14 protein-coding genes are annotated in these 14,258 nt (G+C 75.4%); 8 read left to right on the forward strand and 6 right to left on the reverse strand.

The window, feature by feature from the left end; genetic code table 11:
- Positions 1-31: 31 nt before the first annotated feature.
- From G6R13_RS02770 to purD, 3 genes are all read right to left on the reverse strand, one after another.
- Positions 32-1,039, reverse strand: coding sequence for a hypothetical protein (locus tag G6R13_RS02770; protein ID WP_020624427.1), 1,008 nt, complete (start codon positions 1,037-1,039; stop codon positions 32-34).
- A 178-nt stretch (positions 1,040-1,217) separates the two neighbouring features.
- On the reverse strand, positions 1,218-2,165 hold the full coding sequence (locus G6R13_RS02775) for a phosphoribosylaminoimidazolesuccinocarboxamide synthase (RefSeq protein ID WP_044658867.1): 948 nt from the start codon (positions 2,163-2,165) through the stop codon (positions 1,218-1,220).
- Positions 2,162-3,451, reverse strand: coding sequence for a phosphoribosylamine--glycine ligase (gene purD / locus G6R13_RS02780; protein ID WP_095353863.1), 1,290 nt, complete (start codon positions 3,449-3,451; stop codon positions 2,162-2,164). Before purD ends, G6R13_RS02775 begins: the two co-directional genes overlap by 4 nt.
- A gap of 62 nt (positions 3,452-3,513) precedes the next feature.
- Between purD and G6R13_RS02785 the strand changes: the two genes are divergently transcribed.
- Positions 3,514-3,783: a hypothetical protein gene (locus G6R13_RS02785; RefSeq protein WP_095353865.1), complete on the forward strand. Its 270-nt coding sequence runs from the start codon at positions 3,514-3,516 to the stop codon at positions 3,781-3,783.
- A gap of 42 nt (positions 3,784-3,825) precedes the next feature.
- On the opposite strand, the gene G6R13_RS02790 is transcribed toward G6R13_RS02785, so the two are convergent.
- Both G6R13_RS02790 and G6R13_RS02795 read right to left on the reverse strand, forming a co-directional pair.
- On the reverse strand, positions 3,826-4,455 hold the full coding sequence (locus G6R13_RS02790; RefSeq protein WP_060973807.1) for a response regulator transcription factor: 630 nt from the start codon (positions 4,453-4,455) through the stop codon (positions 3,826-3,828).
- On the reverse strand, positions 4,452-5,831 hold the full coding sequence (locus G6R13_RS02795) for a sensor histidine kinase (RefSeq protein WP_101966070.1): 1,380 nt from the start codon (positions 5,829-5,831) through the stop codon (positions 4,452-4,454). Before G6R13_RS02795 ends, G6R13_RS02790 begins: the two co-directional genes overlap by 4 nt.
- Positions 5,832-6,017: 186 nt before the next feature.
- On the opposite strand from G6R13_RS02795, the gene G6R13_RS02800 reads away from it, so the two are divergent.
- The 7 genes from G6R13_RS02800 to purM all read left to right on the forward strand — a co-directional run bounded on the left by G6R13_RS02800 (position 6,018) and on the right by purM (position 13,054).
- Positions 6,018-7,169: an ABC transporter permease gene (locus G6R13_RS02800; protein WP_060973809.1), complete on the forward strand. Its 1,152-nt coding sequence runs from the start codon at positions 6,018-6,020 to the stop codon at positions 7,167-7,169.
- A gap of 79 nt (positions 7,170-7,248) precedes the next feature.
- Entirely contained in the window at positions 7,249-8,046 is a 798-nt protein-coding gene (locus G6R13_RS02805) for an ABC transporter ATP-binding protein (RefSeq protein WP_041103971.1), read from the forward strand.
- Between the two features lie 81 nt (positions 8,047-8,127).
- Positions 8,128-9,201: an asparaginase gene (locus G6R13_RS02810; protein WP_049146831.1), complete on the forward strand. Its 1,074-nt coding sequence runs from the start codon at positions 8,128-8,130 to the stop codon at positions 9,199-9,201.
- Positions 9,198-9,599, forward strand: coding sequence for a sterol carrier family protein (locus G6R13_RS02815; RefSeq protein WP_044658863.1), 402 nt, complete (start codon positions 9,198-9,200; stop codon positions 9,597-9,599). The genes G6R13_RS02810 and G6R13_RS02815 overlap by 4 nt, the downstream gene beginning before the upstream one ends.
- A gap of 283 nt (positions 9,600-9,882) precedes the next feature.
- A complete protein-coding gene (locus G6R13_RS02820; RefSeq protein ID WP_044658862.1) occupies positions 9,883-10,290 on the forward strand; it encodes a hypothetical protein in 408 nt (135 codons plus the stop codon).
- A complete protein-coding gene (gene purF / locus G6R13_RS02825; RefSeq protein ID WP_060973673.1) occupies positions 10,287-11,900 on the forward strand; it encodes an amidophosphoribosyltransferase in 1,614 nt (537 codons plus the stop codon). The genes G6R13_RS02820 and purF overlap by 4 nt, the downstream gene beginning before the upstream one ends.
- On the forward strand, positions 11,897-13,054 hold the full coding sequence (purM, locus tag G6R13_RS02830) for a phosphoribosylformylglycinamidine cyclo-ligase (RefSeq protein ID WP_060973674.1): 1,158 nt from the start codon (positions 11,897-11,899) through the stop codon (positions 13,052-13,054). Before purF ends, purM begins: the two co-directional genes overlap by 4 nt.
- 68 nt (positions 13,055-13,122) lie before the next feature.
- Here purM and G6R13_RS02835 read toward each other — a convergent pair whose 3' ends face one another.
- A complete protein-coding gene (locus tag G6R13_RS02835) occupies positions 13,123-14,112 on the reverse strand; it encodes a type IV toxin-antitoxin system AbiEi family antitoxin domain-containing protein (protein WP_060973675.1) in 990 nt (329 codons plus the stop codon).
- Positions 14,113-14,258 lie beyond the last annotated feature (146 nt).

Consider the following 14,258-nt stretch of genomic DNA (forward strand, 5'->3'; position numbering starts at 1 on the left):
CCCACGTTCGAAAGTGCCCATTCGCCCGATTTCACGTTCGAAAGTTCTGCGGGGCGGGGCCGGAGGTGGAGGCCGCCCGCACGGCCCGGTCGTGGCGGACGACGGCGGCCACCACGGTTCGGAAGTCCTCGGCCAGGTCGGCGCCCATCACCGTGATGGACAGGTGGCCGGCCTCCTGCCAGAGACGGTCCCGCCGTGCGTCGCGTCGCTGCTGCTCCGGCGTGCGGTGGTGGCCGCCGTCGTAGTGGAGGGCCACGCGGGACCGTTCGACCACCATGTCCGCGTCGGTCCGCTCCCCTGCCGGTGAGACCAGCTGCGCCTGGAGGCGCGGCTCGGGGAGCCCGGCGTCGAGGAGCGCCAGCCGCAGCCGCGTCTCCGGAGGCGAGTCCGCCCCCACCCGGATCAGCGCCAGCGCAGCCCGGGCCACCCGCACGCCCTTGAACCGGCCCGCCCGCTCCAGCGCCGCGGAGAGCCGCGACGCCGTCGTGCGCGGCGGGAGTCGGGTCCCGTCGGCCCACGGACGGTTCACCAGCGCGTCCCCCGCGACGACGGCGTCCGCCACCTGATCCGGCCGCAGCAGGGAGCAGAGGTCCACCCACGTCCGCTCGAGCGAGGTGACCGGGACCCCGTGCACCTCCACGCGGTCCTCGGCCGGCACCGTGCGTCCGTGGCAGGCGACGCCCGCGCGCCCTGTCCGACCCGTGCGGTGCGGCCGGCTCACGTGCACCCGCATGTCCTCCTCGGCCCACCACGGCAGGACGAGCCCGTGCAGCCGCGCCGCCGTCAGATGCGAGGTGACCCCACGGGTCAGAGCCACCACGACGGCGGCCTCCTCCGGCGGCAGGGCCGCCACGGGGCGGGGGTATCCGAGCGCGCCCCACGACCCCGGCACGTCGACGACCGCGCGGTGTGCCCCGTGGGTGACCTGGCGCAGGTCGAGGCTGCGCAGCCGGTCGGAGGAGAGGCGGTCCAGGGCTTCGCGCCGGGTGAAGACGCGGCCGGCGAGGGCCGGCGGAAGGGGTGCGGGGCGGCGGGGCATGCGGCCAGGATGCGGGCGCCGTCGTCGTGGGCGGGCGTCCGGCCCCCTCCTGTGCGGGGCCGAACACCTGTGCAGGACCCGCCCCACCCCGCCCCACCCCGGACTTTCGAACGTGAAATCGGGCGAATGGGGACTTTCGAACGTGGCAGAGGGCCTACCCCACGTTCGAAAGTCCGGGTCAGGCGTCGAAGGGGCGGCCCGTCAGGCGCTCGTACGCCTCCACGTAGCGGTCGCGGGTCTTGGCCACGACGTCGGCGGGCAGCGCCGGCGGGGCCTCCCCGCTGGTCTTGTCCCAGCCGGAGTCGGGGCCCGTGAGCCAGTCACGGACGAACTGCTTGTCGAAGCTCGCCTGGGGGCGGCCGGGCTCATAGTCCTCGGCGTCCCAGAACCGGGAGGAGTCCGGGGTGAGGACCTCGTCGCCCAGCACCACCTGGCCGGTGGCCGGGTCCACACCGAACTCGACCTTCGTGTCCGCCAGGATGATGCCGGCCTCGCGGGCGATCGCCTCGGCGCGGGCGTACAGGTCCAGGGTGAGGAACCGCAGGCGCTCGGCGGCCTCGGTGCCTACGCGCTCGACCATCTGCTCGAACGTGATGTTCTCGTCGTGCTCGCCGACCTCGGCCTTCGCGGACGGCGTGAAGATCGGCGGGTCGACCCGCGAGCCGTCCACGAGCCCGGCGGGCAGCGGCAGGCCGGCCACCGTGCCCGACGCGCGGTACTCGGCCAGGCCGGAGCCGGTCAGGTAGCCGCGGGCGATGCACTCCACGGGGAACATGTCCAGGCGCTTGACGATCATCGCCCGCCCGGCCACGGCCGCGGGCACGTCCGTGCTCACCACGTGGTGCTCGACCGGCTCGGCGTGGGCCCCGTTGTAGCCCTCGGCCAGCTTCTCGAACCACCACAGGGTCAGCCGGGTGAGGATGGCGCCCTTGTCCGGGATCGGCGGCTCCAGCACGTGGTCGTAGGCGCTGATCCGGTCGGAGGCCACCACGAGCAGCGTCGCGGACCGTCCCGGCTCGGCGTCGGCGGGCTCGTACAGGTCCCGCACCTTGCCCGAGTAGACGTGCCGCCAGCCCGGCAGCTCGAGGGCCTCGGCCCCCGTGAACCCCACGCGCTCCCCGCTCACTTCGCTCCCTCCGTCCCGGGCACGGTGATCTCGCCGCGCTCGGCCTTGAGTCCGATGTCCGTGCGCCACTGGGCGCCGTCGAACCGGATCCGCTCGACGCCCGCGTAGGCCCGCTGCCGCGCCTGCGCCAGGTCCGCCCCGCGCCCGACGACGGCCAGCACCCGGCCGCCCGCCGTCACCACGTCCTCGCCCTGCGCCGCGGTGCCGGCGTGGATCACGTGCACGCCCTCGAGGGCGGCCGCGTCGGCCAGCCCGGTGATCACGTCGCCCCGCGAGGAGGAGGCCGGGTAGCCGGCCGAGGCCATGACCACGTCCACGGCGACGTCGTCGCTCCACTCGAGCCGGCGGTCCGCGCCGAGCCGGCCGGCCGCGGCGTCGGCGAGCAGCCCGCCCAGGGGCGTCTCGAGGCGGGCGAGCACGGCCTGGGTCTCGGGGTCGCCGAAGCGCACGTTGAACTCGATGACCTCCACGCCCTTGGCGGTCACGGCCAGGCCGCAGAACAGGACGCCCGTGAACGGGGTGCCGCGGCGGGCCATCTCGGCGAGCACGGGGCGGGCCACGCGGTCCATGACCTCGTCCGTGAAGCCCTCGGGCAGCCACGGCAGCGGCGTGTACGCGCCCATGCCGCCGGTGTTGGGGCCGGCGTCGCCGTCGTGGATGCGCTTGAAGTCCTGCGCGGGGGTGAGGGCGACGGCGTCCTCGCCGTCGCAGATCACGAAGAGGGAGACCTCGGGACCGTCCAGGAAGTCCTCGACCACCACGGTGCCGCCGACGGCGAAGCAGGCCTCGGCGTGGGCGAGGGCCTCGGCGCGGTCGGAGGTGACCACGACGCCCTTGCCCGCGGCCAGGCCGTCGTCCTTGACGACGTGGGGGGCGCCGAACTCGTCGAGGGCGGCGGCGGCCTCCGCGGCGGTGGTGCACACGCGGGAGCCGGCGGTGGGCACGCCCGCGGCGGCCATGACCTCCTTGGCGAAGGCCTTGGACGCCTCGAGCTGCGCGGCGGCCTGCGAGGGGCCGAACACGGCGAACCCGGCCTCGCGCAGGGCGTCGGAGACGCCGGCGGCCAGCGGGGCCTCGGGACCGACGACGACGAGGTCGGCCCCCAGCTCGCGCGCGAGCTCCACGACGGCGGCCGGGTCGGTGGCCTCGACGGCGTGGAGGGTGGCCAGGTCGGCCATGCCGGCGTTGCCGGGCGCCGCGTGGAGGGCGCCGACCTGCGGATCACGGGAGAGGGCGGTGAGCAGCGCGTGTTCGCGGCCGCCGTTGCCGAGCACAAGGGTCTTCACGAGCCTCAAGCCTACGCGGTGGCCCTGGCCCGGCCCGGCCCGTGGCCCCTACGGTGGAGCGCATGACGATGCCTCCCCTCCACCACGGTCAGCCCGGCGACGACGGTGACCCCCGTGATCCCCGCCACCGGCCCGGTGCGGGGCTGGGACCCGGGCTGCGGTCGGTCTGGACGTTCGTCGGCGTGATGTTCACGTGCGCCCTGATCGTCTTCTGGACGCTGCGGGGGTTCGGCGTCCAGCGCGGCGACCTCAGCCTGCCCGCCGCGCTCGGCGTGCTGGCGCTGGCGGCCGTCGCCGCGGCGGTGATCACCCGGTACGTGCGGCGCCGCTGAGCGGGGCTGGGCCCTCCAGGGTCGGCCGCCCCGGCCTGTCCGTCAGCGGATGATGCGCCGTCGCCGGGCCTCGTCGACGGCGCGGGTGCGGTTGTCCACGCCGAGCTTCTGGAAGATGTGCACCAGGTGCGTCTTCACGGTGGCCTCGGAGATGAACAGCTCCTTCGCGGCCACCTTGTTCGTGGCGCCCCGCGCGATCAGCTCGAGCAGCTGGATCTCCCGCTCGGACAGCACCTCGGAGCCGCCGGACATGCGCCCCATCAGCGTGGCCGCGACCTGCGGGGCCAGCGCCTTGCGTCCCGCCGCCGCCTGCCGCACCGCCGAGGCGATCTCCTCGCTCGGGGCGTCCTTGAGCAGGTAGCCGGCGGCGCCCGCGTTCACGGCCGCCAGGATGTCCGCCTCGGTGTCGAAGGTCGTCAGGATCAGCACCTGCACCCCCGGCCACCGCTCCCGCACCGCGCGGGTGGCGGTCACGCCGTCCATGCCCGCACCCATCTGCAGGTCCATCAGCACGACGTCCACCGCGGGCTCGCCCGCCTCCAGGACGCCGATCGCCTCCGCCCCGTCGGCGGCCTCGGCCACCACGGTCAGGTCCGGGTGCGCCTCGACGACGGCCCGCACCCCCGCCCGGACCACGGGGTGGTCGTCCACCAGCATCACGCGCACGCTCATGCGGTCTCCTCGCTCTCGGTCTGCTCGGGATCAGCGCTCCGGCCGGCCCCGGCGGCGACCAGCGGCACCCGCAGCGCCACCACGGTGCCCTCGCCGGGGGCCGACTCGACGGTGGCCTCGCCGCCCACCGCCGCGAGGCGCTCGCGCACGCTCGCCAGTCCCACGCCGGTCCCCACCCCCGGGTCGGCACCGGCGGCTCCGGCCCGGGCGCGGGCCGCGACGACGGCCGGGTCGAACCCCGCGCCGTCGTCGGCCACGTCCACCGTCAGCTCGTCGCCGAGGTAGCCCAGCGTGACGCGGGCGCGATGGGCGCCCGCGTGGGCGCCGACGTTCGCCAGGGAGGCCTGCACGGCTCGCAGCACGGCGGTCTCCACGGCCTCGGCGACCGCGACCGGCTCGCCCACGACCTCGACGTCCGCGGCCACGGGTGTCCCGGCGGCGGCCTGCCGGTCGGCGAACCCGGTGACCGCTCGTTCGAGCGCCTCGATGAGGGACGGTGCCCCGGTGCCGCGCAGGTCGCGGACGAAGCGGCGGGACTCGGCGAGGTTCTCGGCGGCCGTGGCGCGCACGGTCTCCATGCGCTGCCGGGCGAGGGCGGGGTCGGCGGCGTCGAGCGCGTCCTGGGCCGCGCGCGAGACCAGCACGATCGAGGCCAGCCCCTGGGTGAGGGTGTCGTGGATCTCGCGGGCGAGCCGCTCCCTCTCGGCGCTCACCCCCGCCCGGTGCTCGGTGCGCGCGAGCTCGGCCTGCGCGGCGCGCAGCTGCTCGGCCACGGCACGCTGGCGCTCGGACTCGGCGTGCAGGGCGCGGTACGCCCCGGAGAGCACCACGGCCACGGCGGCGCCCACCAGCGGACCAATGACGGCCGGCACCCGCACGCCGCCGGCGCCCGCCGCCATCCCGGCCACCACGACGACGGCCATCGCCACCACCAGCGCGGGCCCGACCACGTGGCGCACCCAGGCCTGCCGGGCCACCCGGTCGACCACGTGCAGGACGACGAAGAAGAGGGGGAAGGCGACCCACGCGAAGTCGCCGTGGTGGGCCACGAGCAGGCCCCACAGCAGCAGCACCAGGGCCAGCCAGGCGACCGCCGGACCGCGGCCGACGTCGTCGCCCCGGGCCCACCGGCGCCGCTCCAGCACGGTCCCGGCCAGGTAGACGCCCGCCAGCGCGGCGGTCAGCAGCACCAGGGTGGTGGCCGGGAACGGACCGGAGGACGCCTCCGGGGACCGGTCCGCGAGCGCGCGCGCCAGCCCCACGGTGAGCAGCGCGGCGAACGTGACGTGCAGGGCCACGCGCAGGCCGGCGAGCACGGCGGTGGTGCCGGTCTCGGTGGGCGCGGGGGGCACGGCGGCGCGGGGTGCGACGGACATGGCTCCACCCTAGGGCGCGCCCCGGACGCGACAACGGCCCGATGCCCCGGGGCCGCGCCGCTGCGCCGCCGGGATCAACCATTCGGTTGACCGGGTCCAGCCGCCGCGGGCGATGTGGCGACCCCTCCCCGCGCGAGACCGTGGAGGCAACCTCAGGACAGACCTCGTCAGGAAAGGACGCGCCCCGTGTTCCTCGCACTCCGCGACCTCCGCTTCGCCACCGGACGGTTCGCCCTCATGGGCTCCGTGGTGGCCCTCATCAGCCTGCTGCTCGTCATGCTCTCCGGCCTCACGGCCGGCCTGGGCGGGCAGAACACGGCCGCGATCGACCGCCTCGGCGAGCAGGGCGTGCAGCGTCTGGTCTTCGGCGGTGCGGCGGGCCAGGAGCCCACCGCGTCGTTCACCCAGTCCGAGTTCACCGTGGCCCAGCGCGACGCGTGGGCGGCCACGGACGGCGTGGCCTCCGTCGAGCCGCTCGGTGTGAGCCAGGGCCGGGCCATCGGCCTCGAGCACCCCGTGGACACGGACCCGCAGGGCCGCGCGGACGTGTCCGGCGAGCCCACCACCGGCGTGGCCACCACCGCGTTCATCGGTCTCACCCCGGGCGGCTCCGACGCGCCGGCCGGCGTCGAGCTCGGGCAGATCGTGCTCAGCCAGGACGTGGCCGACTCCCTCCACGCCCAGGCGGGTGACGCCGTCGCGGTCTCCGGCTTCGTCTACACCGTGGCCGACGTCGTGCCGACCGAGTACTACTCCCACTCCCCCGTGACGTGGCTGGCGCTCGAGGACTGGAACGCCATCTCGCACACCGCCGACGACGCGGTGCTCGGCACCGCCGGCCTCGTGCGCTTCGACGCGGGCGCCGACGTCGACGCCGTGGCCGCCGCCGGCGACGACGCCGCGGGCACCGTCGCGGAGACCGTGAAGGGCTCCTACGCCGCCCTGCCCAGCTACCGGTCCGAGAACGGCTCCCTGATGACCATGCAGGGCTTCCTGTACGGCATCTCGGCGCTCGTGGTGATCGCGTTCCTGTCCATCTGGACGGTGCAGCGCACCCGCGACATCGCGGTGCTCAAGGCCCTCGGCGGCTCGAACGGCTGGGTGCTGAAGGACTCGCTCGCGCAGGCCGCGTTCGTGCTCGTCGGCGGCGTGGCCGTGGGCACCGGGCTGGCCGCCGTGGTCGGCGCGTTCGCGGGGCGGGCCGTCCCGTTCGAGCTCTCGTGGGCCACCACCGCGGTGCCCGCCGCCGGGGTCCTCGTGCTCGGCATGCTCGCCGCCGTCGTCGCGGTCTACCGCGTCACCCGGATCGACCCGCTGGTCGCCCTCGGCGGCAACTGACCGCCCCGACGACGGCGCCGCCCGGCGCCGTCGTCCCCCTCGGCTCCGCCTCGCCCCCGCCTGGAGAAAGGACCTCCCCATGACCACCCTCACCGCCCCGCAGGCCGACCTCGACGCCCTCCGCACCCCGGCCGCCGCGGCCGCCCACCGCGTCGCCGGCGAGCGCCCCGCCGCCGCGGCCGACGCCACCCCCGCGCTGTCCGTGCGCGACCTCGTGCTGGAGTACCCGGACGGCGAGCGCGGCGTGCTGCGCGCCCTGGACGAGGTGAGCCTGGACCTGCTCCCCGGCACGTTCACCGCGATGGTCGGCCCGTCCGGCTCGGGCAAGTCCTCCCTGCTGGCGGTGGCCGCGGGCCTGGTGACGCCCACCTCCGGCTGCGTGTCCGTGGCCGGCCGCGAGATGGCCGGGCTGTCCCGGAAGGAGCGCACCGCGCTGCGCGGCCAGGAGATCGGCATGATCTTCCAGCAGCCCAACCTCATCCCGTCCCTCACGGCGGCCGAGCAGCTGGAGCTGACCGTGCACCTGGACCGTGACGCCACCCGCGCCGACCGCAGGGCCGCCAAGGCGCGGGCCCTGGAGCTGCTCGAGCGTGTGGACCTGGCCGACCAGGCCGGCAAGCGCCCGCACCAGCTCTCGGGCGGTCAGCGGCAGCGCGTGAACATCGTGCGCGCGCTGATGGCCTCGCCGACGCTGCTGCTCGTGGACGAGCCCACCTCCGCGCTGGACCGCGAGCGCTCGGCCGCCGTCGTGGACCTGCTGGGCACGCTGACCCGCGAGGAGCAGGTGGCGACGCTCATGGTCACGCACGACCACGAGTTCCTCTCCGCCACGGACCGCACCCTGACCATGGTGGACGGGCGGCTCTCCGCGGAGTGAGCCGGTGATGCCGCCGGACCTGACCCGGCCCACCGGCCCCGGACGCCCGGCGCGTCTGGGGCCCTCGCTACCCTGGACCGCATGACCCACGCCACCGTCGCCCCCGCGGGCGAGACCTTCGCCCTGTCCGACGCCGTCGAGCTCGTGGAGACCGTCCGCAACGGCTTCGTCGAGTCCCGCACGGCGGGCGCCGCCGTCGTGACCGGCCCCGACGGGCGGGTGCTGGCCGGGCTCGGCCCCGCAGACGCGCTGATCTACCCGCGCTCCACGCTGAAGCCGTTCCAGGCCATCGCGTCGCTGCGCCACGGGGCGGCGCTGGCAGGTGAGGCCCTGTCCATCGCGTGCGGCTCGCACCGGGGCACGCTCCGGCACCAGGCGCTGGCCGAGCGCATGCTCGCGGACGCCGGCCTCGACGCGTCCGCCCTGCGGTGTCCGCCGGCCTGGCCCGCGGACACCTCCGAGGTCGTGGCCCAGGTCCGCCGCGACGGCGAGGCCGCCGCCGCGACCCCGCTGGCCTTCAACTGCTCCGGCAAGCACGCCGGCTTCCTCGCGGCCTGCGCGGCATCCGGGCACGACGTCGCCACGTACCTCGACCCGGCGCACCCCCTGCAGCGCGAGGTGGACGCGGTGATCGCCGAATACTGCGGCGAGCCGGTGGCCCACACCGGTGTGGACGGCTGCGGCGCCCCCGCCGCCGTCATCTCGCTGGCGGGCCTGGCCCGCGGCATCGGGCGGGTCGCCGCGGCACCCGGCCGCGCCGACGCGGACCCGCACGCGGCCGCCGTCGCCACCGCGATGCTCGAGCACCCGTGGGCCGTCCACGGGGAGACGAGCTCCAACACCGTGGTGATGCGCGAGCTCGGCCTGCTCGCCAAGGCGGGCGCGGACGGCGTCCTCGTCATGGCCGCGCCGGACGGCACGGCCGTGGCCGTCAAGGCGCTCGACGGCGGCACGCGGGCCGGCGACCTGGTCGCGCTCGCGCTGCTGGCCCGGTTCGCCCCGGACCACGTGGACCGGGCGACGCTGCCGGGCGTGCTGGCCGCCGTCGTGCCCCCGGTGCTCGGCCGGGGTGAGCCGGTCGGTGAGATCCGCCTGGCCGCGCCGGTGCGGGACCTCGTGGGGGACGTCCTGCCGGCCTTCGAGGCGCGGGCGTGACCACCGGCTCCGTGCCCCGCCGCCGGGTGCCTGTCGTCGAGGGCCACGCGGCGCTGCTGGCGTGGGCACGCGCCCACGAGGAGGACCCCGCGGCGGCCGCCGCGCTGCCGCGCCCCACGCGGGCCATGGCGGTGCGCTTCGCGCTCGAGGAGCTGGCGACCCGCGTGCCCGGGAACTCGGTGGAGGTGCGCGTGCCGCCCTTCGGCGTCGCCCAGTGCCTCCCCGGGCCCCGGCACACCCGCGGCACCCCGCCCAACGTGGTGGAGATGGACGCCGTGACATGGCTGTCCCTGGCCACGGGGCTGACGACCTGGGAGGACGCGACGGCGGCCGGCGGCGTGCGCGCCTCGGGCGTGCGGGCCGACCTCGGCGCGCACCTGCCGCTCGTGCGGCCGTGAGCGAGGGGTGTCCGGCAGTCCTCTCGGCGGCACCGACCGTTCGAACGTCGGCACCGTTCCTCGTCGCGGGATGCAGCTCTGCCGATCCCGCCCCGGACACCGCGGCGAAGGCACAGTTCGCCCGTGCCTGCGGGCAGGTCGTGCTCCCGCTGGAGGAGTATCAGGCCGCGGTCGACGAGCTCAACGTCACGCAACGCGCCGGCCAGAGCGTGCTCCGGGAGTGCCGCCACCGCCGCGGGCACGCGCGACTGGCCCCAGCGGCCGACTCGATAGACTGGCGCGCATGACCTCCGCCCCCGAGCCGACCCCCGATCAGCGCGCCTACACCGTCCGTCGCGCCCCGCGGCTGACCGCGGTGCTCGCGGTGGCGCTCGCGCTCGGCCTGCTGATCGCACTCGTGATCACCACCGCGGTCCACGCCTCCCCCACCCCGCCCGCGGACCCGTACTCCGGCATCCCGCTCTCCTTCTCGGAGACGTTCGGCTTCGCATCGCTGCTGAGCATGCTCGGCACGAGCGTGCTCGGGCTGCTCGTGTGGCTGCTGCTGGACCGCCGCTCCCGGTCGACCGCGCGCACCGTGGTCCTCGAGCGCACCGACGACCCGGCCGTGGCGGACGTCCGCCTGGACCGTGTGGACGCGGGTGCCCCGCCCGCCCGCACCACCCCCACCGAAAGGACCCCCGAGCAGTGATCGCACCGCGCACCCGACGAGGCGACGGCCGCCTGACCGCCGCCCTCGACCCCCAGGACCAGGGGCCGCAGGACGAATGCGGCGTGTTCGGCGTGTGGGCGCCGGGCGAGGAGGTCGCGAAACTGGCCTACTACGGCCTGTACGCCCTCCAGCACCGCGGCCAGGAGTCCGCGGGCATCGCCGTCTCGGACGGCGGGCGCATCGCCGTCTACAAGGACATCGGCCTGGTCTCCCAGGTGTTCGACGAGGCCACCCTGACCGCACTGAGCGGCCACATCGCCGTCGGCCACTGCCGCTACTCCACCACCGGCGTGAACAAGTGGGCCAACGCCCAGCCCACCCTGGGCGCCACCGCCGACGACGGCACGGTCGCCCTGGCGCACAACGGCAACCTCGTGAACTCCGCCGAGCTGCTGCGCATGGTGCACGCCGCGGACGGACGCCACACCCACGGTGAGATGAAGCAGGGCAACACCACGGACACCGCCCTGGTCACGGCCCTGCTGCACGGCACCCCCGGGGACCGCCTCGAGGAAACCGCCCTCGAGCTGCTGCCGAAGATCCGCGGCGCCTACTGCTTCGTGTTCATGGACGAGCACACCCTCTACGCCGCCCGCGACCCGCAGGGCGTGCGCCCGCTCGTGCTCGGCCGCCTCGAGCGGGGCTGGGTGGTGGCCTCCGAGCAGTCGGCCCTCGCCACCGTCGGCGCCTCCTTCATTCGGGAGGTCGAGCCCGGCGAGATGATCGCGATCGACGAGGAGGGCATCCGCTCCACCCGCTTCGCCGAGTCCAAGCCGGCCGGCTGCGTGTTCGAGTACGTCTACCTCGCCCGGCCGGACGCCACGATCGCCGGGCGCTCCGTGTACGAGTCCCGCGTGGAGATGGGCCGCCGCCTCGCGCTCGAGCAGCCGGTCGAGGCCGACGTCGTGATCCCCGTGCCCGAGTCCGGCACGCCCGCCGCCGTGGGCTACGCGGACGCCTCGGGCCTGCCGTTCCGCCAGGGCTTCGTGAAGAACGCGTACGTGGGCCGCACCTTCATCCAGCCGTCCCAGACGCTGCGCCAGCTCGGCATCCGCCTCAAGCTCAACGTCCAGTCCACCGTGGTGGCCGGCAAGCGCGTCGTGGTGGTGGACGACTCGATCGTGCGGGGCAACACCCAGCGCGCCGTCGTGCGGATGCTCAAGGAGGCCGGCGCCGCCGAGGTGCACGTGAAGATCTCCTCCCCGCCCGTGAAGTGGCCCTGCTTCTACGGCATCGACTTCGCCACCCGCGCCGAGCTCATCGCCAACGGCGCCGCGGTGGACCAGATCGCCGCGTCCATCGGCGCCGACTCGCTGGCCTACATCAGCGAGGACGGCATGATCGAGGCCACCGGGCAGCCGCGCGAGCGCCTGTGCACCGCCTGCTTCACCGGCGACTACCCGATCCCGCTGGCCGACGAGGGCGAGCGCGGCAAGGGCCTGCTGGAGCCGGTCGCCGTGTCGCCCGCGTCCACCGTGGTGCTGGACGAGGGCGGCGAGACCACCACCGTGACCGCCACGGGCTGCGAGCCCGGCCCGGACGCCGACGACGAGAAGCTGCTCACCGAGACGGACAGGACCCCGCTGTGACCCCGAACCAGACCCCCTCCTCCGCCGCCCCGATCACCTACGCCTCGGCCGGCGTCGACGTGGAGGCCGGCGACCGCGCCGTCGAGCTGATGAAGGACGCCGTGAAGGCCACCCACACCCCCGAGGTCATGGGCGGCATCGGCGGCTTCGCCGGCATGTGGGACGCCTCCGCGCTGCTGCAGTACCGCAAGCCGCTGCTGACCACGTCCACGGACGGCGTCGGCACCAAGGTGGCGATCGCACAGGCGATGGACAAGCACGACACCATCGGCCAGGACCTCGTGGGCATGGTCGTGGACGACATCGTGGTAGTCGGCGCCCAGCCCCTGTTCATGACCGACTACATCGCGTGCGGCAAGGTCGTGCCCGAGCGCATCGCGGACATCGTGCGCGGCGTGGCCGAGGGCTGCCGCCTGGCCGACACCGCGCTCGTGGGCGGCGAGACCGCCGAGCACCCGGGCCTGCTGGCCGTGGACGAGTACGACGTGGCGGGCGCGGCCACCGGCGTGGTCGAGGCGGACATGGTCCTGGGCGCGGAGCGGGTGCAGTCCGGCGACGTCGTGATCGGCATGGCCTCCTCCGGCATCCACTCGAATGGCTACTCGCTCGTGCGCCGGGTGGTGAACGCCGCGGGCTGGTCCCTCGACCGCGAGGTCACCGAGCTCGGCTGCACCCTCGGCGAGGAGCTGCTCGTGCCTACCCGCATCTACTCCCGCGCCTGCCTCGACCTGGTGCAGCGCCTCAACGGCCACGAGGGCGGCTCGGACCTGCCGGTGCGCGCGTTCAGCCACGTGACCGGCGGCGGCCTGGCCGCGAACCTGGCGCGCGTGCTCCCGCAGGGCCTCATGGCGACCGTCGAGCGCGACACCTGGTCCCTGCCGCCCGTGTTCCGCCTGGTGGGCGAGCTCGGCCGCGTTCCGCAGTCCGACCTCGAGCGCACCCTCAACCTCGGCGTGGGCATGGTGGCCGTGGTGGACCCGGAGGTGGCCGCGACGTCGATCTCCGTGCTCGTGGACGCCGGCATCGACGCGTGGGAGATGGGCACCATCGGCGCCCTCACCGACGACGCGGCGGCCGCGGGCCTGGACTTCGTGCAGGGCGCCAAGGGCGTCGACGGCGGCGCCGTGCTGATGCGCGGCCAGTACGCCGCCTGACCCCCCGGGGGGCGTTTTCGTTCGGGAAACGGCGGGCTCCGGGGTGTTTTCGTTCGGGAAACGGCGGTTCACGACGCGAACACCCGCCCGCCGAGCCGGGCCCGGTGCGTCTGCACCTCGGCGACGACGCGCCGGAAGTCGTCCCGTGCGTCGTCCACCGTGGCCCAGATCTGCGTCCAGCCCGCGCGCGCCCAGCCCTCGTCTCGCCACGCGTCCACGGCGACCTGTGCCGGGTCGAGGTGGTGACCGCCGTCGTAGTGGACCACCATGCGCCACTGCCGCCACCCCAGATCCGCGTCCGGCGACCGCGCCCGGCCCGGGTGCAGCACCAGCTGGAGCTCCGGCTCGGGCAGGCCGGCGTGGAGCAGGGCCAGTCGCAGGGCTGTCTCCTGTGGGGAGTCCGCGCCCACCCGCACCAGCTGGAGGGCGGCACGGGCGGTGCGCACTCCCTTGAACCGCCCGGCACGCAGGAGCGCGGACCGCAGGGCCGCCGTCGTGGTCCGTGGTGAGCGGCGCCCCTCCGGCGACCACGGCCGGTGGACGAGAGCGTCCCCGGCCGCCACGACGGGCACGAGCATGCCTGGACGGAGCAGTGCGGCCAGATCCGCCCAGGATCGCTCCAGGCTCGTCAGGCGGATCCCGTGGAGGACGGTCACATCCGCGGCCGGGACGAGGCGGGCATGCGAGGTGATCTCTGGGCGGACGCTCGCCCCGCGCGGGTGTGGCCGGGACACGTGCACCGTGCCGTCCTCCGCCAGGAACGGCGGCAGCGGCACGCGGTGCAGGAGCAGCGCCGTGAGGTGGGAGGCCACTCCCCCGCTCGCCTCCACGACCGCGGCCGTCTCCTCCGGCGCGAAGGGAGCGGGCGCCTCGGCGTAGCCGAGCTCCGCCCACGAGCCGAGGTGGTCAGTCCGGAGCCGATGGACCCCATGCGTCACGCGCCGCACGTCACCGCCGCGGACCAGTCGCTCCGAGACCCCGGCCGCGCGCAGGTCGCCACGGGTGAACGGCCGGCCGGTCTCGACGATGTCCGGCAGGGGCAGGGAAGACGTGGCCATGCCCGTGACGATGGCTCAACCCGGCCTATCCCGCCCGCTCAGGAGCACCCACCGTGGACGACGACACCGGCGGCGCCACCTGTGCAGGAGTCGTGCGTGGCCCCGGGCCACCCGGTGTCCACACCCCCGGCGCCCGCCGTTTCCCG

The organism is Micrococcus sp. Alg238-R198 (genome assembly GCF_900537135.1).
Taxonomy (GTDB): Bacteria; Actinomycetota; Actinomycetes; order Actinomycetales; family Micrococcaceae; genus Micrococcus; species Micrococcus luteus.

Excerpts from the sequence above, each read along its gene's own strand:
- G6R13_RS02770 (WP_020624427.1), bottom strand. The coding sequence starts at position 1,039 with ATGCCCCGCCGCCCCGCACCCCTTCCGCCGGCCCTCGCCGGCCGCGTC.
- G6R13_RS02785 (WP_095353865.1), top strand. The coding sequence starts at position 3,514 with ATGACGATGCCTCCCCTCCACCACGGTCAGCCCGGCGACGACGGTGAC.
- G6R13_RS02790 (WP_060973807.1), bottom strand. The coding sequence starts at position 4,455 with ATGAGCGTGCGCGTGATGCTGGTGGACGACCACCCCGTGGTCCGGGCG.
- G6R13_RS02795 (WP_101966070.1), bottom strand. The coding sequence starts at position 5,831 with ATGTCCGTCGCACCCCGCGCCGCCGTGCCCCCCGCGCCCACCGAGACC.
- G6R13_RS02805 (WP_041103971.1), top strand. The coding sequence starts at position 7,249 with ATGACCACCCTCACCGCCCCGCAGGCCGACCTCGACGCCCTCCGCACC.
- G6R13_RS02810 (WP_049146831.1), top strand. The coding sequence starts at position 8,128 with ATGACCCACGCCACCGTCGCCCCCGCGGGCGAGACCTTCGCCCTGTCC.
- G6R13_RS02820 (WP_044658862.1), top strand. The coding sequence starts at position 9,883 with ATGACCTCCGCCCCCGAGCCGACCCCCGATCAGCGCGCCTACACCGTC.
- G6R13_RS02835 (WP_060973675.1), bottom strand. The coding sequence starts at position 14,112 with ATGGCCACGTCTTCCCTGCCCCTGCCGGACATCGTCGAGACCGGCCGG.